This window comes from Psychrosphaera aquimarina, from assembly GCF_032461525.1.
GTDB classification, from domain to species: Bacteria; Pseudomonadota; Gammaproteobacteria; order Enterobacterales; family Alteromonadaceae; genus Psychrosphaera; species Psychrosphaera aquimarina.
Genome location: NZ_JAWCUA010000007.1, coordinates 479,414 through 505,651, shown reverse-complemented (window position 1 = coordinate 505,651; position 26,238 = coordinate 479,414). Strand labels below are relative to the sequence as shown.

The 26,238-nt window shown below is 37.4% G+C and carries 19 protein-coding genes and 1 pseudogene; 10 read left to right on the top strand and 10 right to left on the bottom strand.

Translation table 11 applies throughout. The features are described from left to right. The first annotated feature begins 74 nt into the window (after positions 1–74). On the top strand, positions 75–689 hold the full coding sequence (locus RT723_RS08825) for a hypothetical protein (RefSeq protein ID WP_315946708.1): 615 nt from the start codon (positions 75–77) through the stop codon (positions 687–689). A 51-nt stretch (positions 690–740) separates the two neighbouring features. Here the strand turns inward: RT723_RS08825 and RT723_RS08820 are convergent, their stop codons facing one another. Genes RT723_RS08820 through rapA form a run of 3 tightly spaced genes read right to left on the bottom strand, consistent with a single transcriptional unit; the run spans position 741 to position 5,227 of the window. Then, positions 741–1,616 carry an alpha/beta fold hydrolase gene (locus RT723_RS08820; protein WP_315946707.1) on the bottom strand — a complete coding sequence of 292 codons (876 nt, stop codon included), beginning with the start codon at positions 1,614–1,616 and terminating at the stop codon, positions 741–743. A 48-nt stretch (positions 1,617–1,664) separates the two neighbouring features. Next, positions 1,665–2,333 (bottom strand): bifunctional tRNA pseudouridine(32) synthase/23S rRNA pseudouridine(746) synthase RluA, encoded by a 669-nt coding sequence (rluA, locus tag RT723_RS08815; protein WP_315946706.1) that lies wholly within the window; start codon positions 2,331–2,333, stop codon positions 1,665–1,667. A 5-nt stretch (positions 2,334–2,338) separates the two neighbouring features. Next, positions 2,339–5,227 (bottom strand): RNA polymerase-associated protein RapA, encoded by a 2,889-nt coding sequence (rapA, locus tag RT723_RS08810; RefSeq protein WP_315946705.1) that lies wholly within the window; start codon positions 5,225–5,227, stop codon positions 2,339–2,341. A 242-nt stretch (positions 5,228–5,469) separates the two neighbouring features. Between rapA and RT723_RS08805 the strand changes: the two genes are divergently transcribed. Continuing rightward, the gene (locus tag RT723_RS08805) at positions 5,470–6,888 is read left to right on the top strand and encodes a PhoH family protein (RefSeq protein ID WP_315946704.1); all 1,419 of its coding nucleotides are present in this window, start codon (positions 5,470–5,472) and stop codon (positions 6,886–6,888) included. Positions 6,889–7,038: 150 nt separating this feature from the next. On the opposite strand, the gene RT723_RS08800 is transcribed toward RT723_RS08805, so the two are convergent. Next, on the bottom strand, positions 7,039–7,545 hold the full coding sequence (locus tag RT723_RS08800) for a type 2 periplasmic-binding domain-containing protein (protein ID WP_315946703.1): 507 nt from the start codon (positions 7,543–7,545) through the stop codon (positions 7,039–7,041). A gap of 307 nt (positions 7,546–7,852) precedes the next feature. On the opposite strand from RT723_RS08800, the gene RT723_RS08795 reads away from it, so the two are divergent. The 3 genes and pseudogenes from RT723_RS08795 (at position 7,853) to RT723_RS08785 (ending at position 14,138) form a co-directional block, all read left to right on the top strand. After that, a complete protein-coding gene (locus RT723_RS08795; protein ID WP_315946702.1) occupies positions 7,853–11,365 on the top strand; it encodes a hybrid sensor histidine kinase/response regulator in 3,513 nt (1,170 codons plus the stop codon). 72 nt (positions 11,366–11,437) lie between these two features. Then, a pseudogene (locus RT723_RS08790) lies at positions 11,438–13,074 on the top strand (electron transfer flavoprotein-ubiquinone oxidoreductase). A gap of 116 nt (positions 13,075–13,190) precedes the next feature. After that, complete coding sequence (locus RT723_RS08785) at positions 13,191–14,138, top strand: diguanylate cyclase (RefSeq protein WP_315946701.1); 948 nt, start codon at positions 13,191–13,193, stop codon at positions 14,136–14,138. A 13-nt stretch (positions 14,139–14,151) separates the two neighbouring features. Here the strand turns inward: RT723_RS08785 and RT723_RS08780 are convergent, their stop codons facing one another. Then, positions 14,152–14,865 (bottom strand): ZIP family metal transporter, encoded by a 714-nt coding sequence (locus RT723_RS08780; RefSeq protein ID WP_315946700.1) that lies wholly within the window; start codon positions 14,863–14,865, stop codon positions 14,152–14,154. A gap of 149 nt (positions 14,866–15,014) precedes the next feature. On the opposite strand from RT723_RS08780, the gene RT723_RS08775 reads away from it, so the two are divergent. Both RT723_RS08775 and RT723_RS08770 read left to right on the top strand, forming a co-directional pair. Continuing rightward, complete coding sequence (locus RT723_RS08775) at positions 15,015–15,308, top strand: hypothetical protein (protein ID WP_315946699.1); 294 nt, start codon at positions 15,015–15,017, stop codon at positions 15,306–15,308. Between the two features lie 163 nt (positions 15,309–15,471). Next, on the top strand, positions 15,472–16,035 hold the full coding sequence (locus RT723_RS08770) for a CBS domain-containing protein (RefSeq protein ID WP_216054280.1): 564 nt from the start codon (positions 15,472–15,474) through the stop codon (positions 16,033–16,035). A gap of 66 nt (positions 16,036–16,101) precedes the next feature. On the opposite strand, the gene RT723_RS08765 is transcribed toward RT723_RS08770, so the two are convergent. The 5 genes from RT723_RS08765 to RT723_RS08745 all read right to left on the bottom strand — a co-directional run bounded on the left by RT723_RS08765 (position 16,102) and on the right by RT723_RS08745 (position 22,546). After that, positions 16,102–16,470 (bottom strand): diacylglycerol kinase, encoded by a 369-nt coding sequence (locus RT723_RS08765; RefSeq protein WP_315946698.1) that lies wholly within the window; start codon positions 16,468–16,470, stop codon positions 16,102–16,104. Beyond that, on the bottom strand, positions 16,470–18,176 hold the full coding sequence (locus RT723_RS08760; protein WP_315946697.1) for a phosphoethanolamine transferase: 1,707 nt from the start codon (positions 18,174–18,176) through the stop codon (positions 16,470–16,472). The genes RT723_RS08765 and RT723_RS08760 overlap by 1 nt, the downstream gene beginning before the upstream one ends. 195 nt (positions 18,177–18,371) lie before the next feature. Then, the gene (locus tag RT723_RS08755; RefSeq protein WP_315946696.1) at positions 18,372–20,255 is read right to left on the bottom strand and encodes a CocE/NonD family hydrolase; all 1,884 of its coding nucleotides are present in this window, start codon (positions 20,253–20,255) and stop codon (positions 18,372–18,374) included. Positions 20,256–20,453: 198 nt separating this feature from the next. Beyond that, positions 20,454–21,872 (bottom strand): sensor histidine kinase, encoded by a 1,419-nt coding sequence (locus RT723_RS08750; protein WP_315946695.1) that lies wholly within the window; start codon positions 21,870–21,872, stop codon positions 20,454–20,456. Beyond that, complete coding sequence (locus tag RT723_RS08745) at positions 21,869–22,546, bottom strand: response regulator transcription factor (RefSeq protein WP_216054275.1); 678 nt, start codon at positions 22,544–22,546, stop codon at positions 21,869–21,871. The genes RT723_RS08750 and RT723_RS08745 overlap by 4 nt, the downstream gene beginning before the upstream one ends. A gap of 211 nt (positions 22,547–22,757) precedes the next feature. Between RT723_RS08745 and RT723_RS08740 the strand changes: the two genes are divergently transcribed. The 3 genes from RT723_RS08740 to RT723_RS08730 all read left to right on the top strand — a co-directional run bounded on the left by RT723_RS08740 (position 22,758) and on the right by RT723_RS08730 (position 26,235). Then, a complete protein-coding gene (locus tag RT723_RS08740; protein ID WP_315946694.1) occupies positions 22,758–24,320 on the top strand; it encodes a sugar porter family MFS transporter in 1,563 nt (520 codons plus the stop codon). A gap of 96 nt (positions 24,321–24,416) precedes the next feature. Next, on the top strand, positions 24,417–25,301 hold the full coding sequence (locus RT723_RS08735) for a sugar phosphate isomerase/epimerase family protein (protein WP_315946693.1): 885 nt from the start codon (positions 24,417–24,419) through the stop codon (positions 25,299–25,301). A gap of 13 nt (positions 25,302–25,314) precedes the next feature. Further along, entirely contained in the window at positions 25,315–26,235 is a 921-nt protein-coding gene (locus RT723_RS08730; protein ID WP_315946692.1) for a carboxylesterase family protein, read from the top strand. Positions 26,236–26,238 lie beyond the last annotated feature (3 nt).

Below are 26,238 nucleotides of genomic sequence, written 5' to 3'. Positions count from 1 at the left end.
AAACGGTTCAACTTGTTACAGCCGATGTTTATTGTTATAAAGCAGCGACTTAAATTACCTTCATTAGGATAAAAATGAAATTTATACTCGTTTTAACATTGTTTGTAACGTCGTTTACTGTCAGCGCTGAAGAAACGGATGTGCTACCCATTTTAGTTAAACCACAAGGTTGGGCTATCAACTTTAATTTTGGCAACACGGCTATAAACTCTGAATTAGCTACACAAGGAATTGACAGCAGTGCATTTACCTTTGGTATGTCATTTGATTATTTAGAACAAGACTGGTACTCAAGTATTTTAATTAATATTGTCGAGTTTGATGATAATTTTGGCTTTAGCCAAGATGTAATTGGTACCGGTTTAGGAAACTCTGGCTCTTATGATACGGCTAAATCTTCAGCATCAGCCTCATCAATTGGTGGCGCATTTGGTAAAGCTTGGTTTGTTAATGGCAACAAGAGTATGTTTTATGCGCAAGCTGGTCTTAATTTAGTCGTTGATGCAACTCGAGGTATTGATAACTGCAGTGATTGTTATGAAGAAGACCTAGAAGTCGAAGGTGGGTTGTTTACTCGTTTTGGTGCCAGCATATATTTTGACAACTTTATTTTAGGTTTATACACCACTATGGCGTTAACCGGTGATATCGACAGTGATTTTGGTATAACCGCTGGATTTAAATATTAACTAAGATGTGCTGAGTTAAATGAAAAAGCCCACGAAAGTGGGCTTTGCTGTTTATAAAGCCGGATTAGAATGATTTTCAATAAATCGTATGCATACCTTAGCAAACTTACTCGGGCTCTCGACATGTGGATAATGACCAACTTGGTGTAACCGAGTCACGTTAGGGTTAGGAATTAGTTCCTCATACCGTACAACCATGTGCTCACCGCTGATAGGGTCAAGTACACCGTTAATAAGGTGCAAAGGCACTTCAGTGTTTATCAAAGCGTTAACCCAACGTGTTCTATTGTGAATTCGTTCTCGCATATAACGAATTATTTTATGGATGATCCGCTTTCCTTTGTTATGGCAAATTAGTTGCCAATTAGCGGAGATTTCACTCTCACTCAATGGTATAAAACATATATTGTCTAAGTTTTGTTTTAACTTAAATTTTGAATAAAATAATGGAAATAAAAAACCTAAAGGGCTGATCAACAACGTTTGAATTGGTAACGAATGATGCGTTTCTGGGAATAAGCCGCCATTGGTTAAATTACAACTTTGAATCTGTTCGCCAGCTGCGTCTCTGGCTAGTAATTCTTGGGCAACCGTGTCGCCATAATCGTGGGCTATGATGTGATAATGGCTCACATTTAACTTAGTTAATAATGCTTGGCAAATATCAGCCTGTTCAAAAATACTATACTTTTTATAAGGTTTATCACTAAAGCCAAAACCCAATAAGTCTAAAGTTATCAAACGATACGACTTATTTAACTCTGGCCATATTTTCATCCAATCCCAGCTTGATGTTGGAAAACCATGAATTAATAGCAAGGTTTGTTTGTTTTTGTTTGAGTCAGTTTGTAATGTGTCTTTATAAAAAATCTGTTGATTATTAAATGTGAAATAGGCGCCAGATAAACGCCATTGCTGAATATTCAATTGGTTTCTCAATGTGTGTGAGATGAATTTTAATGTTGGAAGCTAACGTTAAAATTCACATTCTTTTTCAAACACCATCACTTGCTCCGTATGCGGGTGCTTTATTTCTAATCTTTGTGCGTGTAATTGCAATCTATCTGCTTGTTGAATGATAGCTTCTGGAGCATACAAACGATCGCCTAATATGGGGTGTCCCAATGCTTTTAAATGCACACGCAACTGGTGACTTCGACCTGTAATGGGAATTAATTTTACTCGGGTCCAATTATAGTTACTACTTACTCCTCTTTCTATTACCTGATAGTGGGTCAAGGATGGTTTGCCATTTTCATAACACACCATTTGTTTAGGCCGATTTGGCCAATCACAAATTAACGGTAAATCTATACTGCCAGTATCATTTTCCATATGCCCGGCAACCACTGCAATGTAGAACTTATCAGTCGCACGGTCAGCAAACTGTCGATTTAAAAACCTAAGTGCATCTTTGTTCATCGACATAACGATAATACCAGATGTCATCATATCCAGACGGTGAACAATCCCTGCATTTGGCCATACTGCCTGAACTCGTAACATCAAAGAATCAAAATGTTCTTTATGCTTGCCAGGGACGGACAATAATCCACTGGGTTTATTCAAGGCGAGAATGTGCTCATCTTGATACAAAATATCTAAATATGGATCGGTTGGTGGATTATATTCCAGCAGTGCCACAGTTTTTATCCTTGTGTAACAACGATTAATCGTATGGCATCTAAACTAACTTGCGACATTTCAATTTCTTTAACTGAGTTATCAATCTGTTGTTGCAGATAGTTAATTTCTTCATCTCGAATTGCAGGATTAACTTTTTGCAACGCGGTTAAACGATTTAACTCTTGCTGACGGTTAGTTAACATTTTATCTTTTGCTTCCAGCTTAATTTGTGCTGCATGTGTGGCAGCCATAGCTTCACTTTTTTCTATCAGAACACTTACTTCGTCTTTTAACGCCTTGATCAGTTGTAATGCCATTTGTTTTTTAGCATTTTTTAACATCTTATCTAATGAACCTTGTTTAACTTTATCCGCTAAATTATTGCCGTTTTTATCAAGCATTAAACGGATAACCGTATTTGGTAAAAAGCGATGAAGTTGTAATGATTTTGGTGCACTTGTGGTTAACACGTAACTGGCTTCCACTAAAAACGTACCCGGTGGTAATTGTTTGTGTGGTAACAAACAAACAGAACTGTTGCCGAGTTCACCAGACGTAAGCATGTCTAATACACCAGTGACCATTGGATGTTCCCAACTCATAAAGTGCTGATCTTCTTGTGATAATGCCGTTTCACGGTCAAAACAAACCGTCATGCCATCTTCAAGTAAACTTGGAAAATGGTCATTTAACATATGTTCACCTGGGTGCAATATGGTACTGAAAGTAGATTTTTCTTCTTGCTGAACACCAAACTGATCCCAAACTCGACCGATATAATTCATCAATTCTGTAGAATCATCCATTTCGTCAATTTGTTCACAGATCTGTTTGGCTTTATCGCCGCCACTTGAGTTTAATTCTAATAATCTATCTCGCCCGTTTTCAACATCTTGTTTTAGCTCTAAGTTACGAGTTTGACATGTTTGAATTAACGCTTCTTGCGCGCTCTGTTCTGACACATTCAACAATACTTCGGATATTTGTTGTTTAAATTCTTCTGCCACAATGCGGGCTGTTGTTGAGGTTTGTTCAAATGCATTAAAGCTATTATGGAACCAATTAAATAAGTTTTCTTGTGCACTATTCACTAAATATGGCACATGAATTTTTACCGTCTCGGTTTGACCAATACGGTCTAAACGACCTATACGTTGCTCTAACAAGTCTGGGTTTGCTGGTAAGTCGAATAATACTAGGTGATGAGCAAACTGGAAGTTACGGCCTTCTGAACCAATTTCAGAACAGATTAACGCTTGAGCACTGTTTTCTTCATCCGCAAAATAAGCGGCCGCTTTGTCGCGTTCTACTATGCTCATGCCTTCATGAAAAATAGTTGAACGTAAACCTTCTCTTTCAAATAAGGTGTCATCAATTTTCATTGCCGTTTGTGCGTGTGCACAAATAACTAATACTTTTTCACCTTTATTTTCTAATAAGAAATTGCATAACCATTGCACTCTTGGGTCTAAGTTCCACCAAGCGTTGTTTTCAGTGACCCCACTGTCATGTTGAGTTTCAGGTTGTAATCCCATAAAGCTAGCTTGATTAGGGTAACCTTCAGGTGCGTTAAGTGGGTAAGGTGTTACTTTACGTTCTGGGAATCCTTTAATGCCTTGTCGGCTATTTCTGAACATGATCCGTCCAGTACCGTGACGGTCTAAAAGATCAGAAATTAGACGTTGAGCTAACTCAGCTTTGTCCTTGTTTGATTGGTACTTATCGAGCGTTTCTATGCTCGTAGAGTCATTTAATAACTGAGATAACACTTTGTATTGTGCATCTGAAAACGACTTTTGAGACACTAATACATTCGCGATTTCAGCAATTTGCTGATAATGAGTTTCTTCTTGTTTAAACTTCTCATAATCATGGAAACGGTTTGGGTCTAATAATTGTAACCGTGAGAAATGACCAAAGTGGCCTAGTTGATCTGGGGTTGCGGTTAATAAGATTAACCCTTTTGTTTGTTCGCCAATTTGCTGTACATGTTTATATAACTGATTTAGCTCAGTTTGTTTTGCCAATGCAGATTCATTTTCTGGGGTAATGTGATGCGCTTCATCTACTACAACTAAGTCCCATTCACTTTGTAACAGAGCTTTTTGCCACTTATCGTCACGGGATAACCATTCTTGGCTAATTAAAATCAATTGTTCACTATCAAAAGGGGAAACTGCATCTTCACCAGCCGTTTCCATTTCAGCTTCACAACGTTGATCGTCAAAAATAGAGAAACGTAAATTAAAGCGACGTAACATCTCAACTAACCACTGATGCTGAAGGCTTTCTGGTAAGATTAATAATACACGTTGCGAACGGCCACTAATTAGCTGTTGGTGGATAATTAAACCTGCTTCAATGGTTTTACCTAAACCAACTTCATCGGCTAATAACACTCTTGGTGAAAAGCGTTGGCCAACCGTGTCTGCAATATATAACTGATGTGGAATTAAACTAACGCGTGCGCCTTGTAAACCTTGTAAATGTGAAGACTCTAGGGCGGCTTTATGTTGGTGGGCTTCCATACGCAATGAAAACCAATTACTGCGGTCAAAATTACCTGTGTATAAACGTGCTTCTGGGGTATGCAGTTTAATGTGGTGGTCTAACATGATCTCTTTGACGGATACTTCTTCACCATTGTCTACACGTTTACCTTTGTATATTAAGGTGTTTTGCATTTCTTCTACGTGTTCAACTACAAACTTAAAATCTTCAAGTGATGATAAGGTTTCACCAGGCGCAAATTCTACTCGCATTAAAGGTGCTTGTTCACTGGCGTAGTTTCTAGTTTCATCTGCAGCAGGAAAGAGGACTTGAACAAAACGTGTATCTACTTGAATAATTGTTCCTAAGCCTAAATCGTTTTCGGCTTGACTTACCCATCTTTGACCAATTGCAAAATTCATTAATGAAACTCCTAGAATGCCCAGATTACATAGTTTTTAGGGCGCGTATTGTACTTGCCTTAGCGCACAATTACAGTATTTAATTAATAAAACATCGAGAAAGCTAACGACATTAATAATAGGATATTTTAGAAAGTTTGCTCAGCGCGTTAATTGTGCATTAAATGAATAAATTTCATCAAACATTCATATTTTTTTACTACATTTAAAGTGTACATGGATATTCAATTAAAGGGCGACCTATGCAAAAACAACAAAAAAGCAGCGCTGAAAAAAAGTTATTTGTTTTAGATACCAACATATTGTTACACGACCCCCACGCATTTTTTAACTTCCAAGAACATGATGTACTAATTCCAATGACGGTTTTGGAAGAGTTAGATCATATAAAAGACCGAAATAAAGATGTTTCCCGTGATGCCCGAGTGGCCATTCGCTCCTTAGAAAATACATTACAAGATGTGCCACCAGAATTGATGATTGAAGGTGTACCACTTAATAGAGGTGATTTAAAAGACAGCACAGTAACGGGCCACTTAATCATTTTAAACGACCATCATATTAATGCTGAGGTGTCCGGTTTACCTGGCGGTGAAAATGACAATCGTATTATCAATGCGGCTTTGTATTTACAAAAAAAATACAGTCAGAAAGACGAGCCGGATGTTACGGTTGTCTTGGTAACCAAAGACATTAATATGCGCTTAAAAGCAAAAGGTGCAGGATTAAAACATGTTGAAGATTATACAACGGATCAATTAATCGACGACATTAGCTTTTTAACTAAAGGTTATGAAGAGTTTCCGGGAGAGTTTTGGCAAAATATGACGGCGGTAGAAAGTAAAACCGATGGCAGAGATACCATACATTCGCTCACTGCAAAAAGTTTAGAACGAACATTTATAAATGAATATTTACTTGATGAAACATCAGACTTTGCCGCTCGTGTTATTAACAAAGATAACGACCATGTGGAATTACTCGACCTTGGACGACAACGTTTGTTAGCTAGGCAAGCTTGGGGCATTAGACCCAAAAATATATATCAAGGCATGGCATTAAATGCGCTGCTGGACCCTAATATTGAATTGGTGATCTTAACCGGTCCCGCCGGATGTGGTAAAACGCTTTTAGCCTTAGCCGCTGCGTTAGAAATGGTGGTAGAACAGGGCATTTACGACAAAGTACTTGTTACTCGTAATACCCCTGAAATAGCAGAATCTATTGGTTTTTTACCAGGTACGGAAGAAGAAAAAATGGCTCCATGGTTAGCTGCGATTACGGACTCATTAGAAGTACTGCATAAAAACGATGAAAATCCGAGCTCTAGTCTTGGTTATATTATGGAAAAAGCCAACATTCAGTTTAAGAGTGTCAACTTTATGCGTGGCCGTAGTATTCAAAATGCGGTGGTATTGTTAGACGAATGTCAGAACTTAACCGCTTCACAATTAAAGACCATCATCACCCGTTGTGGGGAAGGGACTAAGCTCATCTGCTCAGGCAATTTAGCTCAAATAGATAGTAATTACCTAACGGCAGTAACCTCGGGGTTAACTTATATCGTTGAACGGTTTAAGAGCTTTGAAGGCAGTGCAACTGTGAACTTAAAAGGGGTCGTAAGAAGTCGTTTAGCCCAATTCGCAGAGGAAAATTTATAAGTATCCATAATATCGTTGAACTGAAAAACTCATAAATATTGTTTATGAGTTTTTCTCATTGTTAATTAAACAAGTGATAGATTATTTACCCAACATATTAAGCGCTTTTAATTTTAGTTATTAAAAAGTCTAAATCTTTACATTTTGTATTTAAAAACACCACGGTTTCGGTTTGTAACATTGGATTGGTTGTGAATTGCAGTTGTGGTTTTTTTCAGATTTTTGGTAGCTAATGTTATCAATAATGCCAAAGTCAACATGCCCCGAGTTCACCATAGAAATGACAGCATCATTTGTATCAACAAGATGCACTGTTATATTGGCTAACTTAAATTGTTTCATGAGTTTTGCATCAGCATTCGAGCGCAATAATGCCACTGCTTCGCCTGAAAAGTCGTAGAAATCATTCCATGTAAACGGATTGATTTGCTTTTTACGTATTAATCCTAGTTTTACGTTAGTATTCGTGAGCGAATATTTAATATAATCAATATATCTTGAGGGTTGATGTAAACTTGCACACCATTGTCCACTCGAAAGCACGCCGTAAGCTTGGCCTGATGGCAAAAAATGTGGTTGCCATTGAATGTCCAAGCTCAACTTGTTTTCTGTGAGTAACTTTAGAGATAATTCAGTGTCACTTTTCTGTGTTGTCATAAACGAAGGGTAATCTATAACTATAACGTCGATATTTTTAGTTTTTGCGACTAACGGCATCGATAATGTGAACAACAAGATGAGGAATAAAGGAAGATTAAAAATAAGAGTAGCCTTTTGTTGATTTGGAGTTTCATTATAGCTTTGACTTAAGGTTCTGCAACCTAATTAGAAAAGCCTAATCAACAAGTAAGTGTGTAACAGTATTGATTGTTTTGATTGCTATGTTAGTTTTATCAATTAACTCCGAACTTCAAAAGCCATGTGTTTTTTGGCTTAATTATTTTTTCACTTTAATGGAATAACATTGAATATTTTTATAGCCAGAAGGTTGATTGTTGCTTTCTTTATTACCCTGTCATTACTCGCGGTTATGAGTATTTATTTTGCTATGCAAAAGTACAACTCCGATAAAGTGGAACTAATAAAACAACACTTTGCACATCAAGAGCATGTAATACAAACCATTTCAGCAAAGTTATCGTTTTTGAACGAGATAATCTTCACCAGTGCTAACTCAATAACGACTCTTTTACAATCTCCCCATACTGAAGAAATCAAGCCATTGGGAGATGTTTTTGCATTTAGTTGGGGGCAAAAATTTAGACATAAGGTGAGTCGCAAAAGAGATACTGAATTAGGATGGCACTTCCAAACGATTCACACACATCTTCGGAATTTGAACAGCAATCAACATATCAATAGTAGTTACTTGATTAAGCAATCTGGTAAATTTGATTTTGAATATATTCTAGAAGCTGAGGGTAATGCCCCATCAGAGATCTTTGTTTGGTTGATCAGACATGGTGTTTATATTGATTTTGACAGTAAGTCATTATTTAACATTCCGGTTATAAAATCAGCAAACCAATTAACAAACTTTTTGATTTATCCTGTGTATAAACAAGGGGAAGAAAAATACTTTTTAATCGCTGAACTCGACAGTAAACTTTTGTCATTTCCTGCCAACATCAATAACAAATTCGTGATTTGGGATCCGATGAGTAGCTATTTATTAACAACCAATATTGCCATTGAACCTGAACACAACACGAATTCATTATTACATGTAAAAAAAGTATTCCCTTCGCCTTATAACAATATAATCAAGCAATTAAATGAAGAAATAAGTAAATTAGATACGCCAAGCGTAAAAGAAGTAGATGGTTACCATTCCGTCATTTATGAGCAGTTTAGTTTAGGAGACGACATCTTTAGGTTGTTACTTGTTGATACGACTAACGAGCTTGAATTAGCCGCATTTAAAGGAGCTAAGACATTTGCCCAAACGCTATTTCTAACCTCTACTTTTGTCATTATTGTATTTGCAGCGCTAATCATTTGGTTGTTAGCGATGCCGGTTTCTAAACTGATCCATAGTATCGAAGGATTGCATTTTAAAAGAACAGAAAGTAAAAATACCCCGGCAAAAGGTTGGGAAGTTTGGTTTTCTTTACTTAACCAAACATATAGGCAAAATAAAGAATTATTAAAAACCTTAACCAACAGAGCGCATGATTTAGACGCTAAAGTTAATGCGAGAACACAACAACTACTTGAACAAACCAGCACCAAAGATAGAAATTTGGCGCTTAATCGAGCCATGATGAATACCATCCCAGATATGTTGTTTTATAAAAGCTTAGACAGCAAATACCTTGGATGTAACAGTGCCTATGAAACCTTTATTGGTATGAGCGAACAAAACATAGTGCATAAAACCTCAAGAGAGATTTTTGAATTAAGTCGCGCCGTTTGGATTGAGGAATTTGAACAAGAAGTCATTGCTAAAAAACAATCTATGGTGAGAAAGCGGTGGACTCGAAATTCAATGGGCGAGGCCGTTCTTATACGCTGGTTGTTTTCACCTATTATTAATAATCAAAATACAGTGTTAGGTGTATTAGGGTTAGGCAATGATATTACACAGCAACATCATAATGTTAATGAATTACAAAAAGCAGTTACCGCGGCCGAGAAAGCCAATGTAGTTAAAGGTGAATTCATTGCTAACATTAGTCACGAAATACGAACGCCAATGAACTCCATCATTGGTATGCTGGAGTTATTGGACGGCATCAACACAGACCCGAGCCAAAAAAGTTTTATTGGCATTGCAGAACATTCGGCAAAAAGTTTATTGGCCGTAATAAATAATATTTTGGATTTTTCTAAGGCCAATGCGAATAAGATAAAAACGGAACTGAGTGTCTTTAATATTAATGATGTATTGGACAATGCTTTTGCAAATAGTTTGCCTAAAGCAATGAAAAAAGGTCTGCTATTAGACATCAACCTACCAATGCACTTTCCACAGTTTTTCATTAGTGATGAAGTTAAATTAACTCAGGTTTTTACTAACTTGATTGGTAATTCGGTGAAATTCACCCAGCAAGGAAGTGTAACGGTTTCAGCTGTTTTGATGGAAAAAGTGGACATCAATAAGCAGAAAGTTAAATTTGAGGTTGTAGATACCGGGATTGGGATTGAAGAATCTGATCGACAGTCGGTATTTGAAGCCTTTTCACAAGCCGATAGTTCGGTCACTCGTGAATATGGTGGTACTGGATTAGGGTTAACCATAGCGTATCAATTAGTTCGGTTATTAGGTGGTGAAATTACCCTAGAAAGTGAACCTGGGGTAGGAACACGTTTCACTTTAGTCTTTGAATTTGGCAGCGTTGAAGAGCAACCAAGACTAGAACAGATAGATCATAAGTTAGTTTATTGGGAAACCGAGGCTGAAATAGAAAAGTTAATACAAGGTAAACTAAACACTATAGGGGTTGACGCAAAAGCAATAAACTTACAACAGCAAAACGACATAGAATTGCACAACGAGCAAACAATATTGTTATGCCGTTTAGAGTTAATTGAGCATATTCCTCAACCCGTAATCGACAAAATTCAGTCTGGTGTGATCCGGTTACAACCTATCACTTTCACTTTACAACCAAGCAGTAGTTTATCTCGTATCCCGCATCTGCCATTGCTTATTGCACCTGTAAACATTCAAACAATGTTATTTAACTTGCACCAACAGCAAATCATTTACCCCAATTATCATCACACTAATGCAGCCAGATTACTGGGTAAACATATTTTAATTGTGGAAGATAACGATTTAAATCAGAAAGTATTAGAACTTATTTTCGAATCAGAAGGTGCGACATTCACAACCTGCTTTAATGGTCAGGAAGCTTTGTTAGAACTTGAAAAGCAACCATTTGATTTGATTGTGACAGACATTCAAATGCCAGTGATGGATGGATTGTCGCTAACGAACCGAATTCGTTTGATGGATGAATTTTGTGAACTCCCAATTATTGCCATGTCTGCGCATTCTTCCAAGTTGGATATAGAGAAGTCATTACAAGCTGGTATTAATCAACACTTAACCAAGCCCATTGATAAAACCAAACTGATTGAAACAATACTGGCGTTTACACAGCCTGAGTTGATTGTGTTGAGTAAGCAATTACAGAATCAAGTTGATGTTCAGTATTTATATAACCAAGTTAATCAGTCTGTCGATGCGGTATTGGCTATATTAAATAAATTCCATTTGTCCTACTATGCTAGGTTAAGTGTGTTGTTAGATGACTTTGAACACCTTGACCCGACAGCACGGTTAGAATTGTTACACAGCTTTAAAGGGGCATCGGGCAACATAGGTGCAAAATATATCCACCAATTAACCAAAGAGCTAGAAATGCAGCTAATTGCTGACTCTGTCCTCAAACACAGTGTCAATTTGTGGCAACAGTCGGTTAAACAATTATTTTCAAACTTAGTTGTTGTACTAAAGTTAGCTAAGTAGAATGGCGCAATAATAATTACATAATAATAAAATTTAAGGGGAGTCAGAGTGTCTGAAATTGAAAGAGAATCAATGGACTTTGATGTCGTAATTGTAGGGGCCGGGCCTGCTGGTTTATCAGCGGCAATTCGATTGATGCAAAAAGCGCAAGAAAGCGAAGAAGAGTTGATGGTCTGCGTGGTAGAGAAAGGCTCTGAAGTTGGCGCTCATGTATTGTCAGGTGCGGTACTAGACCCAAAAGCATTAAATGAACTAATACCAGATTGGAAAGAGAAAGGCGCTCCGTTAACTACTCAAGTTAGCCACGATGAAATTTATTACCTACGCGGTGATCTTGCATCTTCTAAAGTCCCAAGTTTTGCCTTCCCAAAAACAATGCACAATGATGGTAATTATATTGTTTCAATGGGCAATGTATGTCGTTGGTTAGCGGAACAAGCTGAATCTATGGGGGTTGAGATATTCCCAGGTTTTGCAGCGTCACACGTTTTGTACGATGAACAAGATAATGTAGTTGGTATACAAACAGGTGACATGGGCTTAGATGAAGAGGGGAATCCTAAAGATTCATTTATGCCGGGTATGGAATTAAGAGCAAAATACACTATTTTTGCCGAAGGTTGCCGTGGTCACTTAGGCAAAGAACTGATTGCGAAATACCAGTTAGATGCGGATAAATCTCCACAACATTATGGTTTAGGTTTTAAAGAAATTTGGGACGTTCCAGCGGAACAACACCAAGAAGGATTAGTTATCCACTCTGCGGGTTGGCCACTCACTGGTGAATTAAGTGGTGGTGGGTATTTGTATCACGCAGAAGGTAATCAAATTGTGTGTGGTTTGATCATAGATCTTAATTACAGCAATCCACATGTGAGCCCATTCGAAGAGTTTCAACGTATGAAACATCATCCAGTGTTTGCAAAACATTTAACCGGTGCGAAACGAATTGCCTACGGTGCCAGAGCTATTGCCAAAGGTGGCTTAAATTCGTTACCTAAAATGTCTATGCCTGGTGGTTTTTTAGTTGGTTGTAATGCTGGCACTTTAAATTACGCCAAGATCAAAGGTAATCATGCTGCAATGAAGTCTGGCATGTTAACCGCTGAAGTTATTTTTGATGCGTTAAAAGCCGGTGACCAAGGCCAGTCAGACCTTACTCAACTGCAAGACACATTTGAGCAAAGCTGGTTATATGATGAATTAAAATCCAGCCGTAATTTTGGCCCTGTCATGCACAAGCTCGGTGTATTTCTGGGGGGGCATATAATACGCTTGACCAAAATTGGTTTGGTGGGAAATTGCCGTTTAATTTTAAAGACAACACTCCTGACCATGCGAACATGAAATTGGCTTCAGAATGTGAAAAAACTGAGTACAAGAAGCCGGATGGTAAGTTAAGTTTTGATCGTTTATCGTCGGTCTTTTTATCAAATACTAACCATGAAGAAGAACAACCTGTTCACTTAAAATTAACGGATCCACAAATACCGTTAACGGTTAATTTAGATAAATTTGATGAACCCGCTCAGCGTTATTGCCCGGCTGGTGTGTATGAGTTTGTGAAAAGTGAAGCGGGTGAAAACCAATTCCAAATTAACTCACAAAACTGCATCCATTGTAAGACGTGTGATATTAAAGACCCTGCTCAAAATATTACTTGGGTAACGCCAGAAGGCGGTGGTGGTCCAAACTACCCAAATATGTAATTAGGTTAAATTAAGATTGATTTGAAATAAAAAAGGCGCAAATTTTGCGCCTTTTTAGTATTTCAATTACACCTAACATCAAATTAGTGTTAGTTTTAATTGGAAGGTAATCAGTTGTGGACAATTCCAGAAAAACATATTTTATGAACATTAAATCCATCATGGTCTCGGCCAAATTAAACGGCACACCAGACTCAAGTGTTAAACAACTTCTCGACGATATGATTGCCAATCAACATTCATGTGGGTTAATTGGTACTGGTAATACTTTGCAAGGCATTATTAACGAACGTGAAGTTATGTTGGTTTGTCAGGCCGCATTTCAAGGTGAACCTTCCAACGCGCCTCGTGAAGTCATAGTGTCAGAGATTATGAATAAACAACCATTTTGTTTACATCAAGATACACCTATTTATGACGCGTTTGTCACAGCAAAGGTGAAACAGCTAAGAAGTTTACCCGTAATTGACGATGACGACCGTTTGGTTGGAATTGTTACTCAAAGTGAATTGTTAGATGCTTACATCAAATTAATGGAATTAGATAAAGATTTAAAGATCACCAATAAAAAACTTAAGTCATTAGCATTAGAAGACAGCTTAATGAAAATTGGCAGTCGACACGCGATGGAGATTGACCTTAAATACACAGCTGCACAAGCTAAACGAAATAAGTCCAAGTATTCCATAGCTATGGTTGATGTCGATTTTTTCAAACGTTATAACGATATGTACGGTCATCAAAGTGGTGATGTCGCTTTATTATCAATCGCAAACATCATTAATAAAGTAAGTCGTGAGTCGGACCGAGTATACCGCTATGGCGGTGAAGAAGTATTAATCATAATGAGTGATACGGATGAACACGGTGCTAAAGAAAGTGCAGAACGAATAAGAGCGGCAATTGAAATAGCAGCCATCGAACATTTAGCCAGTGAGCTAAAGGTACTCACTGTAAGTATAGGGTTATGCACGAAAATGGCAGGTAACTGGGAAGAAATGGTTAATGTGGCAGATACTGCCTTGTATCAGGCTAAACAAACAGGACGGAACCGAGTGCGATAGTATTTGATCTTGATCACATCGTCATCATGTAACCTAACATCCCTAATAAAAAACCACATACCGCCCCCATTGGTGGAAAATAATGATTTTTTAAAGGCACTTGTGGTGCTATATCTTGAAACACCGTATATAAAATCCCCCCTGATGCAAACAGCATAATGACTGACAGTAACTCTGGAGAGTCCACCAACCATAAGTATCCAGTTACTCCACTTAACGGACCTAACAAAGAAAATAATAAGAAGATCACTATGATTTTACATGAGGAGTAGGGGCTGGATTTTTTCAATTCAACAAAGGCATTAAAACCTTCAGGAATATTCTGTAACGCTATTAATACCGCCAGCAAGATTGCCATTTGAGGATTGATACTAAAAGTTGCCCCTAAAGCTAAGGACTCAGGAATAAAATCGGCCAACATCGCCAATAACTGGCTGGCTGATGTTTTTAATTTTGCTTGTAGAATATCTAATCCCATAAACACCAATGCGCCTAAGCTAAAACAAAGTGCACTGGCGAGTAATGATAAATGATGACTGCCTTCAGGAACTAATACTAACGCCACCGCGGACAGTAATGCTCCACCACCAAAGGCAACGATAAAATGTTGGAGCTCGTTAGCAAAGAGAATGCTTTTAAATGAAGCTTGATTTGCTATGACAGCACCCAAAGGTATCGCTAACCCAGCTAACAACGTTAACAAAATGATGGTTTGTAATGCGGTCATAATTTAACTCTTTAACGGTTATGATGGCTGAACTGTTATTAAATATTTACTGTTTGCTGTTGATACCAATATATATTTTTACATTGAGCTTGAATATATCTTCACTATCCACAATATTATCACTAGAGCGATACTTTAGGTGTTAACTGGTGTTATTTAAACTTTTATTTATTGTTAGCGTTTTATTAAGCACAATTTCTGCAACAGAAATTGCGTCTAATAGCGGGCATGATTTAAGTTTCACTGAAATTAACATGATCACGCTGGATGAGTTAGCAAATCCAGAATTAGACTTAGAGAATCCATCCGCTTTATTGCACCATAAGTTTAATTGGATTTTAGCCAGTTTTAAACAAAGTACGTTACATTATCAACAACCTTTCCATTCGCAATTACGCTACACAAACACCTATTCAAGAGCACCACCTACCTATTTTTCATAAATCAACCTATCCGTTTTAACAATAAACACTTTGCTTTTGGTCATTAACCAAGGGCGGATTGAACACAACGACAGCCCTTAAAGTAAGGCTCAGTTAGCGCTTATAAACCCAATAAGTGGTTATGAATCGTTTTGTTCATTTAGATTATGAATTAGAGGTCAAAATGAAAAAATTACAATTATTTAACTTAGATGTAACTGACAATGTTGTTTCCCCTGAACAGTTTGATATTACTGATCTAAAATCACCTGCAACGACCATATTTACTGACTTTAAAAAACATGAAGCATTAATGGTTGAAAGCGATACATCCGCAGAAGATGCATTAAAATTAATGTTAAAGACTCATGTCAGAATGAAAATAGTGGTGTCAGATAACGATGACTTTTTGGGAATAATTAGTACTAATGAGTTAACAGAGCAGAAAATTTTGGCACAAGTTTCTAAAAGTAATAGTCGTAAAGACGTTTTAGTAAAGGATTTAATGATACCAAAATATCGTCTGCACGCATTTGATTACGATGAGTTAAAAGCTTCATCCGTGGCCGATGTTCTATTGGCTTTAGATAACTATAAACTGCGTCATTGTCTGGTATTAGACCGCTCAAGTCATCATATACGTGGGGTTATTTCCTCCAGTGATATCGCCAGAAAGTTGAAGTTAAACATTAACTTAAACCTAGAAAATACATTCAGTTCTATTTATCAAGCTGCCCATGCCGCTTAAGAGACTATAAACAAAAAAAACGACCTACAGAGTAATGCCTGTTAGGTCGTTTTTGTCATTATAGAGTCAGCTAAATAATATGACAGTCCATATGCAGGACGCAATAACAATACTTATCAATACCGCAGCGGATCCTAAATCTTTGGCTAACCCAGACAATGGGTGTATGTCTAAACTTATCCGGTCCACAACTGCTTCTATTGCCGTATTGATCACCTCTGTAAACATAATAAATACAATAGATAAGATCAACATAGTGCGTTCAAATGGACTTACGTCAAAATAAAATGTTAAAGGGATGCATAGAACAAACAATAAAAGCTCTTGTCTAAAAGCCGACTCGTTTTTTAATAGCCATTTAAATGCCCGAGTAGAGTTAAGGCTAGCAAGGTAAATACGTTTGATCCCCTTAGGCTTATTTTCATTGTCGAACATTAATTTGTTACCTCTTGATTGTTATTTAAGGAAGACCGTCTTGCAATAACCACGGATTTACAATTGTAAAATGGGTCATTAGTACGGTGATAGCTTTTAGTTTGAACTGAAGTGATATTGAGCAGTACATCAAACACATTGTCATGGCTCATCACATTAGACGAAACAGATTCTAAGCAATGTAAATTGAGCTCATTTTGTTCTGTGTTTGTCCAAAAAATCATAGGTACATGAGTTTGTTCCTGTGGGGCAAACGCATACGGTAATCCATGCAGATAAACGCCACTTTCTCCTAATGACTCACCGTGATCGGAAACATACAACATGGAAGTCGTGACGTTTTGCTTATTAGATAATTCAGCTAACTCTGAGATTACCTGTGCGAGCACATAGTCTGTATAAGCTATGGTATTATCATAAGAGTTGATTAACTCTTGCTCAGTGCAATTTTGAATATCGCTACGTTGACAATCAGGTGTGAAGATCCTTTTGTCGCTGGGGTAACGTTTAAAATAAGTAGGGCCATGGGAACCAATCATGTGCAATACGATGAGTGTGTTATCACTCGAAAGATTGGTTAACTTCTTTCGTAATGGTTGCAACAGGACTTCATCAAAACAATACTCACCGTCACAAAATGGATTTCCCTTATCGGTCGCAATTTTTTCAGTTTTAACCCTGGTACATACGGCTTTACAGCTGCCATTATTATTACTTACCCACAATACATCAGCCCCAGCTAAGTGAACAATATCAATGACATTTTGTTGAGCGGTCGCAATGCGTTTGTTGTACTCTTTTTTATCTAACCTTGAAAACATGCAAGGGACGGATATCGCCGTAGCCGTTCCACATGAGGCCATATTATTAAATGAGATCACTCCTTGTTTTGGAGTGTAGCGGTTGGTTTGTTTTTGATAACCATTAAGTGAAAAGCTTTGTGCTCGTGCGGTTTCACCTAAAACAAATACGGTTACTTTTTTGTTGTTATTGGCTTTAACAATTTGAGGCGCTGTGTCTAATAATTTGAATTTTAATGGAGGGTAAAAATAATGATTACGAACATATTTGTACGCTGAGTCGACAAATTTATACGGCGTAATATAGCTTATTAAGTCTTTGTTATTTCGCCCAACAGCTGCGTAATTTGAATAAAACACGCCACCGATACATACGGTTAAGATTAAAGTAACTACGATTAACTTAACTCGATTTATTATTTGTTTAAACAAAGGCGAATAAGTGACGTTTACAAGATAGATAAACATGGCTGGGATAACCCCAAAAACAGTAAAAAAGATCACCGCGTACAAGTTAAAATAGGAAAATAACTCTGCCGAATCAGTTTCTACGGCGTTTTGTACCATGCCGTAATCAAAAACAACGCCATAGGTTAACGTGGCGTAAAACATTAATGCAGATAACAATACGGTAATGATTAAGGTGGGTTTCAGTAACCATTTAAATGAAAATAAACTTTGAAGGATAACGGTTAACCCAAACAAAAAAGCGGGAAAAGTAAGTAAGAATAGAAGGTTATAGTCTTCCAATGACGTGATGGCACTCATTGACTTGGTTAAAAAAGGCAGATTAAGGATCAGTGTGATATATGCAGACACCAAGAGTAATAACTGATTGCTGGTAAGGGTCAAATGTTTAATAACGTTAATGATTATTTCGGAAGACGAGATAGTTTTAGAATTCATAACAACACCTATATTTATGTGTGGTTATGTTAAATAGCGAAACTTAAGAACCGCTTAATGTTAACTGATGTTTTATAACGGCTTAGGTAAAAGCACTAAGTTAAAGGACTTGCGGTAAATAATTAACGAGTAGAAACAAAAACCCCCGCATACAATGCAGGGATTTTATATTAACTAACTCGTTATAATTGTGTTTTAACGGTCAATAACTTTAAACTCGATTGAGCTTGGGTATTTTTCGCTGTGATAAAGCTTATGTTCTGCTTTTACGTAATCTTCCGCTTTAGCTTTGAAGATATTATCCACGTATTTTTGTGGGTTCATATCCATAAACGGGAACATGCTACTTTGAACTTGAATTTGTAATTTATGTCCACGTTTAATCGTGTGCAATACATCAAGTAATTCAAACTTAACCAGTGTTGGTTTGTTTGGTTCAAATGGCTCAGGTTTGCTCATGTCGTTTCTAAAACGTCCACGGATAATACCCCAACGTACTAATTCATGACGATTGCCAGTAGCTTTATCTACCTTGTTATTGGTTTCATCTACACCAGGGAAGACATCAACAAGTTTAACGACAAAATCGGCAGCACTTTGGCTTGTAGATACCCAAAGGTTCAAATCGATTGCTCCTGCAATAGTCATATCTTGTTCAGCTACATCACCATTAAACACTAGTACGTCGGTACGTCTTGCTGTAAAACGTTGATCTTCCGCCATGTAAGGTTTATCCCAACCTCGACTTGTATGTGCTGAATGAGGAACCGGCTTTTTAGGATCACTGATGTAATCGCTATAACCACCTTTTTGGTCTTTTTGCGTGATCAATTTTTCATTGTTACCCATATATAAAGTAACATCTTTACCTTGTCTTGGTGGCCAAGTGTCAAACTCACGCCAGCGATTTGCACCAGTTTCAAATATGGTCGCCTTGGCTAAAGCGTCTGCTTTTTCATCTTTTAAATTTTTCTTGAAAAATGGCAGTAAAATACGTTTTTGGAACCACTCACTTGTGTCGAACCCTAAGTTAGCTTCACCCATTTTATCGCCATTGCCACGGTTCCATTGACCGTGATACCAAGGACCCATAATGATATGAACATTATCTTTTTTATTGCCTTTAGACATGGTTTGGTAAGTGGCTAACGGCCCATATAAGTCTTCAGTATCATACCAACCGCCAACAACTAACGTAGCCGGCTTTACGTTATCAAGATGTTGTAACAAATCTCGTTTTTGCCAATACTCGTCATAGTTTGGGTGTTCCGTTAATTCATTCCAGAAAGGGCGTTCGCCTTTAAAGTAATTTTTGTTTACGTTGGATAAAGGACCTAAGTTACGGAAAAAGTCATATCCATCAGGAGTGGTTGAATCCATGCCTTTTGGCCAATGAGCAAATTGGCCATTTCGTTGCTTATCAAAAGTATCAAAGAAAATGAACGCCATTGGTGTAGAGAAAGCACCATTACGATGAAAGTCATCAAAGAACCAATCCGCAATTGGTGCTTGCGGTGAAATAGCTTTAAGTGCTTTGTGGCTATTAATCGCGGCTACCGAAGTGTAATAACCAGGGTAAGAGGTTCCCCACATACCTACTTTGCCATTGTTATTTGGTATGTTTTTAACTAACCAATCAATCGTGTCGTAAGTATCTGTAGCATCATCCGTTGCATTTCCACCTTTGTCATTGGCGTCTTGTGGGCGCATATTGACGTATTCGCCTTCCGACATGAACTTACCGCGAACATCTTGGAAAACAAATATAAAACCTTCTTTCTCAAAGCTCTCACTTGGACCTAACTTGGTTTTATATTTATCAACACCATACGGTGCAACTCGGTATGGTGTACGTTGCATCATCATTGGGTATTTAGTTGATTTGTCATAAGGAATGTAAACTGAGGTGAAAAGTTTTACCCCATCACGCATTGGGATCTGGTATTCGTATTTAGCGTAATGAGAGCGGATATGTTCAGCTCTTTTATCTTGTTTTTTTGGTTCTGCGGCTTGGGTAAATCCAGCGAGCAGCAGCAAGAAAAACAAGCTAACGAACCTTGATAAGGTTTTGTTATTCATTAAATTATCCTTAAGCTATTAAAATTATTAGATTTGTTTTGTAGCGCTTACGGCAGAAATATTACTATGCTAGGAAAAACCAGCGTATGGAAAAACGGTGAGGTGAACCAATTCAGCGGTGAGTGTTTTTTATTCTATTTAGTTTGTTTTCAACTAAACCATTCAAACTAAGCCATAAAAAGGCAACGATCTAATATTTTAGATGGTTAAAGTAAAAGTAAGTGTGTTGTCTAATTTCATTGCAACAGAAACGTCTACGCCAATGTTGTCACAATAAGATTTAACAATGGCTAATCCTAACCCGTATCTATCCGATGACGTTCTGGATGAATCTTTTTGCCAAAGAGGTTCAAAGAAATGTTGTAACTCAACTTCATCGTATTGATAGACACTAATGTTTGAAATCATCAGTGTTATTTTGCCATCATCGGTCAGCGCACTTGCAATGAATATATCCGAATTCTCTGGACTGTAAAAAATGGCATTACTGATTAAATTACTCAGTATGGTTTCTAATGCTATGTCGTTAGTGAGTGCAGTAATGTGTGGATTTACATCAAGTTTTATCACCCGATTATTAATGTTTTCTCTTAAAATGATTTGGTTAAGTAACTGAGAAATATTGACTTGTTTTTTTGCTAATTGCGCGCCATTGGTACTTTTTTGTAACAGAAGGATGCCATTAACTATGTTTTTTAATCGTTGGGAGATACTAAGCACTTCAGCTTTATAATCGTTATTAAGTTGTTGTTCGTGGGGGAATTTAATCGACACTTCCGTTAAATTGAGTAATTCAGCTATCGGGGTTTTTAACTCATGAGCAATATCGGATGTGATCCTTTTTTCACGAGAATAGAGAATTTTATTTTCATTCAAAAAGTGGTTAATACCATTAGCAATGGGGGTTAATTCAATGGGTAAATTATGGGTTGAAATTGAGCTGTTGTTTGAGTTTAAGTTAACGCTTTTTAATTTAGTATTTAACTTCTCAAGTGGTGACAACCCTTTTTTAACCACTTTAAAAACTATCAAACGTACTGCGAAGACAACGGTTAATGAAGATAAAATAAAGATGATATCGACAAACCATAATATTTGCTCCAGCTCTTCGATACTAATGGCATAGGCCAGCTCCATGATTTTTTGGTTATGAATAAAATCTTGTTTTAGCCCACCTAAAACTTGCCTATCATCACTGTCAATCTGTGGTTTAAACTTAGTGAAGTACAATCTACCTGAACGACCATCAGGCAGGATAATGTTAGTGATCTTTGCTTTATTCAACTCGACATCTAATTTGGGTAAGTGATTTTCCTCAAACAACTCCAACGTTTTAGACCGCTCAAAAACTTGGTTATCTCGCCATAATTGAAAATATTCAGGGTCATTGTTGCCAGAAAATTCGGGCATAAACTCATCGGCAAAATGAAACTCTACTTGATCTAAGTCTTCTTCAACTAAAGTAACCAAAAAACCAGACTTGCTGGTCATGGCTCTATCAAACTCATTACTAATCCAGTTATCTACACCTATGTCCGTAAGTAATAAGATGATCACCAATAAGGTGGAAATGGACAGGGTTAAATAACGACTGTGCTTAAGTTTAATTGAGTTCATTGATTGGATTCGACGAAATATCCGAAGCCTCGTTTGGTTTTAATGGGTAAATCACAGCCTAACAATCGAACTTTCTTTCTGGCACTTGATAAATGTGCTTCCAATGAGTTTTTGGCCACGGAATCATATTGGCCAGCTAAGTATTCACTCAGTTTTTCCGGTGAAATTACTTTGCCTTGATTGGAAAATAAACATTCTACAATTTTGTATTCGTTCGGGGTTAAATTGGCGTCTTTGTTATTACAATAAAGCTGTTTTAAATGTAGATCTAAACTAAACTCGCCAATGTTAATTTTACTATCGCTGATGTTTAAACTGCCGCGTCGCATTAGGCACAATAAACGTACATGCAATTCATCAAATGAAAATGGTTTGGTGAGATAATCGTCAGCACCATTGAGTAACCCTTCGACTTTATCTTCAATCAGATCTCGTGCAGATAAAATTAAAACCCTAAGATCTTTTTTAGCTTTACGTATGGCTTTTAAAATTGCAGTACCATCCACGCTAGGCAACATGAGATCCAAAATTAGCAGCGAATAGTCACCGGTTAACGCCATCGTTAAACCTTCAGAGCCATCACCTGTATCGTCTACAGTGAAACCTAAATTAGATAAGCCTATTTTTAGACTGCGTCTTAGTGACGTTGAATCTTCAATAATGAGTACTTTCAATGGTTTTCCAAATCAGATTTAACGCAAGGTAACTAGACTAACTTGTTAAACTTAAGATTAACTGAATTTTTGCTTAAGTTGATTAAATATCCAGTTAAATTCTATCAATAATTATTTTAAATTTAATAAAATAGTTTTTATTGTAAGCGCTTTCAATTAATTAATAGCATGGTAAAGTAAGCGACAGTATGACGTAACTTAGTACAAAAAAATGAAAATATCTCCAACAATTATTTACACTATTATCGTGTCTTTAGGTGGGTTCATCTTTGGCTTCGATGCATCGGTTATTTCTGGAACCCTAAACTTTATTGTGACAGAGTTTGACTTATCGTCCATTGAACAAGGTTTAGTCGTCAGTGCACCTACTTTAGGGGCGATAATAGCGACTGTGACCGCAGGTATCTTAGCCGACCGTTTTGGTCGTCGTAATCTACTTATTGTTATCGCATTGTTATATTTGTTATCTGCCGTAGCCTCTGCATTCTCAACTAGTTATTGGATGTTAGTAAGTGCTCGATTTATTGGTGGGTTAGCATTTTGTTCACTGATGATAGCGCCTATGTACATCGCGGAGATTAGCCAACCGGAGAAACGCGGTAAATTGGTTTCCATCAACCAATTAAATATTGTTATCGGTTTTTCAGCCGCTTATTTTGCTAATTATTATGTACTGGAACTAAGTCAATCTAGTGCAAGTTGGGTATCAGGTATTGGACTGGATACTCATACCTGGCGTTGGATGTTAGGCCTAGAAATAGTACCAGCCTTAGCTTGGTTTATTTTATTGTTTTATGTGCCTCGTAGTCCTCGTTGGTTGGCATTAAAAGGACAAGATACCCAAGCCATTTCTGTTTTAAAACAGCTTAATGAAAACGATGAACAGCATGATTATCAACAAGACATTGAACAAATTAAACGCTCATTAGAAAATAAAGACACTTCATTGTTGGCAAGCTTAAAATACCTATTTAACTCTAAGATTCGGTTTGCTATTACCATAGGGATCATTGTTGGCATCGCCCAACAGATCACAGGTATCAACGCCATTTTCTTTTATGCCCCAAGTATATTTGAACAAAGTGGCGTGGGCACCAATGCAGCCTTTGCCCAAGCGGTTTTGGTTGGGGTTATTAATGTATTGTTTACGATTGCGGCAATGATGCTAATTGACAAACTAGGTCGAAAACCTTTGTTAACCATAGGATTAGCCGGGGTTTCATTAAGCATGGCGTTGTGTGCTTACGGATTTTCACAAGCCACCTACAAACTGACGGCAGACGATATTGAAAGTTTAGTCGTTAAAGAACAATCATTAGCCAAGTTAATGGACGTGCAGGGGAAAACGTATCAATCTGATGTCGAATTTAAACAAACGATCGTTAAGTTAGTTGGTCAGCAAACCTTTAGTGCGCACCAAGGTGACATTTTAAAACTAGCAGCCACTATGAACGCTACGGTTATACTGCTTGGTATCTTAGGTTTTGTCGCTTCATTTGCGTTTTCTTTGGGTCCGGTGATGTGGGTCATGTTTTCCGAAATATTTCCAAATCATGTTCGGGGTATAGCAATCTCTTTTGTCAGTGTGATCAATAGCATAGTCAGTTTTACCGTCACTTTCGTATTCCCATGGGAGTTAGAAGTGCTCGGTTCGGCCATTACCTTTTTGATTTATGGTGCGTTCGCCTTCATCGCTTTGATTTTAGTGGTGCGATTATTCCCGGAAACAAAAGGTAAGTCGTTGGAACAAATTGAAGCTGAAATGGCGAGTTAATACACGTTAAAAAGTTAAATATAAAAATATGATAAGCCAGCCACCGCTGGCTTTTTATTAATCAAATTTTGTTGAAAAAATAATTGAAGAGTGGCAATGAATATAAAAAATAAATACAACACTAAAAAGAGGAGTCTATTTGGGCTAATTAACTTATTTATTTTAATCTCTTTGTCCGGTTGCGACCTTTTATCGAATAAAGCTTCAAATTATATACCACCAATTAGTGTGCAACTTTGGTCTGTTAAAGAAGAGCTTAAGGCTGATTTTAAAGGCACTATTAAGTTATTAGCTAACATGGGTTTTAACGGGGTTGAATTTGCCGGTGACTTTGGCCCTTTTAAGGATAAACCTAAACAGTTAAAGGAATTTTTAACTGAAAATGGTTTATCTGCCAGTGGTGCTCATATTGGTTTTGAACAATTATCAGCATCTAAACTAGATGCCACATTAACGTTCTACCGAGAGTTAGGTGTTAAATTTGTTATCGTGCCTTGGGATGATCGAGCTTGGCATCCAACCGGAGTGATTGAATTGGCTGAACAATTAACTAAGTTATCGGAACAAGTAAAACCTTATGGTCTAGTAATTGGTTTTCACAATCATGACCAAGAGTTTAATGATCACCAAGGGGCTACTTATTGGGATTATATTGCCCAACACACGCCAGAATCTGTTTTACTGCAATTAGATATTGGTTGGGTTAATTATGCAGGCAAAGATCCAATTGAATACGTTCAAAAATATGCAGGGAGAACGTTAACAACGCATTTTAAAATTCGAACAAAAGAGGGCGATAACGTCACCCCAATAATTGGAAAAGATAATTACAATTGGGCAGAACTAATTAAAACTAATATAAAAGTTGGTGGCACAAAGTGGTTAGTCGTCGAGCAGGAAGAATACCCAGAAGGATTGTCGCCGGTTGAAGCGGTTGCTCAATCGAAATTGGGATTAGATAAAATAATTGAGCAATTATAATAGGAAATACTATATGTGCCGTTTCGTCATATTACTTGTTACTGCGTTGTGTTTATTGGCCTGCAATAACGCACAACAAACAGTGTCAGGACCTCAGTTACAGCGAATAACTTACCAAAGTAACGTTGAGAACATTGAACGTGATTACTTTGTTTATTTACCTAAAGGTTATGCATCGGACAAAACCAAACAGTGGCCCTTAATGCTGTTTTTACATGGCAATGGTGAACGAGGTGATGGTAAAAAACAACTGGGGCATGTACTAAAACACGGCCCTTTATATGAAGCTTGGATTCAGAAAAAAGACTTGCCTTTTATTATAATATCGCCGCAGTTACCTATGTTCGGCTTTGATAAAATGGGCATTGGTTATATCGACCAACGTACTGACGACAGTATCCCAGTCCGGTTAATTGATGGCGTTCCAGAAAGACCTTCCGCTTTTGTTACTGCCGGAGAGCTCACCGGGGCCATCGCCGTTGATATGACTGAACAAGCCCCTTTATTTCCTATGGGGTGGGAACAAGTTGAGACAGACTTATTAGATATGCTTACACATGTTAAGCAACACTATCGTACTGATAATCATAGAGTGTATCTGACTGGTTTAAGTTATGGTGGTGTGGGCACTTGGTATATGGCTAGCAAACATCCACAATTGTTTGCGGCTATTGCACCTGTCGTTGGTTGGGGGCACCCAAGTCTGATGCAACCAATTGCTCAACAGAAATTACCCGTTTGGGCATTTGCGGGTGGTAGAGATTCAGCTGTCGTGGTTGAACGTTTTTATCATGGTTTAAATACGTTAGAACAGTTAGGTCATCCTGATGTGAGATTCACAGTGCACGAGGATATGGGTCACGATACTTGGACGCGGGTTTATTCTGGTGATGATATTTATACTTGGCTGTTAAACCACAAAATAGATAAGTAAAAC

What these genes read in the sequence shown, in the direction of transcription:
- RT723_RS08825 (WP_315946708.1), top strand. Translation starts at nt 75, where the DNA reads ATGAAATTTATACTCGTTTTAACATTGTTTGTAACGTCGTTTACTGTC.
- rapA (WP_315946705.1), bottom strand. Translation starts at nt 5,227, where the DNA reads ATGAATTTTGCAATTGGTCAAAGATGGGTAAGTCAAGCCGAAAACGAT.
- RT723_RS08805 (WP_315946704.1), top strand. Translation starts at nt 5,470, where the DNA reads ATGCAAAAACAACAAAAAAGCAGCGCTGAAAAAAAGTTATTTGTTTTA.
- RT723_RS08800 (WP_315946703.1), bottom strand. Translation starts at nt 7,545, where the DNA reads ATGACAACACAGAAAAGTGACACTGAATTATCTCTAAAGTTACTCACA.
- RT723_RS08780 (WP_315946700.1), bottom strand. Translation starts at nt 14,865, where the DNA reads ATGACCGCATTACAAACCATCATTTTGTTAACGTTGTTAGCTGGGTTA.
- RT723_RS08770 (WP_216054280.1), top strand. Translation starts at nt 15,472, where the DNA reads ATGAAAAAATTACAATTATTTAACTTAGATGTAACTGACAATGTTGTT.
- RT723_RS08765 (WP_315946698.1), bottom strand. Translation starts at nt 16,470, where the DNA reads ATGTTCGACAATGAAAATAAGCCTAAGGGGATCAAACGTATTTACCTT.
- RT723_RS08760 (WP_315946697.1), bottom strand. Translation starts at nt 18,176, where the DNA reads ATGAATTCTAAAACTATCTCGTCTTCCGAAATAATCATTAACGTTATT.
- RT723_RS08755 (WP_315946696.1), bottom strand. Translation starts at nt 20,255, where the DNA reads ATGAATAACAAAACCTTATCAAGGTTCGTTAGCTTGTTTTTCTTGCTG.
- RT723_RS08750 (WP_315946695.1), bottom strand. Translation starts at nt 21,872, where the DNA reads ATGAACTCAATTAAACTTAAGCACAGTCGTTATTTAACCCTGTCCATT.
- RT723_RS08740 (WP_315946694.1), top strand. Translation starts at nt 22,758, where the DNA reads ATGAAAATATCTCCAACAATTATTTACACTATTATCGTGTCTTTAGGT.
- RT723_RS08735 (WP_315946693.1), top strand. Translation starts at nt 24,417, where the DNA reads ATGAATATAAAAAATAAATACAACACTAAAAAGAGGAGTCTATTTGGG.
- RT723_RS08730 (WP_315946692.1), top strand. Translation starts at nt 25,315, where the DNA reads ATGTGCCGTTTCGTCATATTACTTGTTACTGCGTTGTGTTTATTGGCC.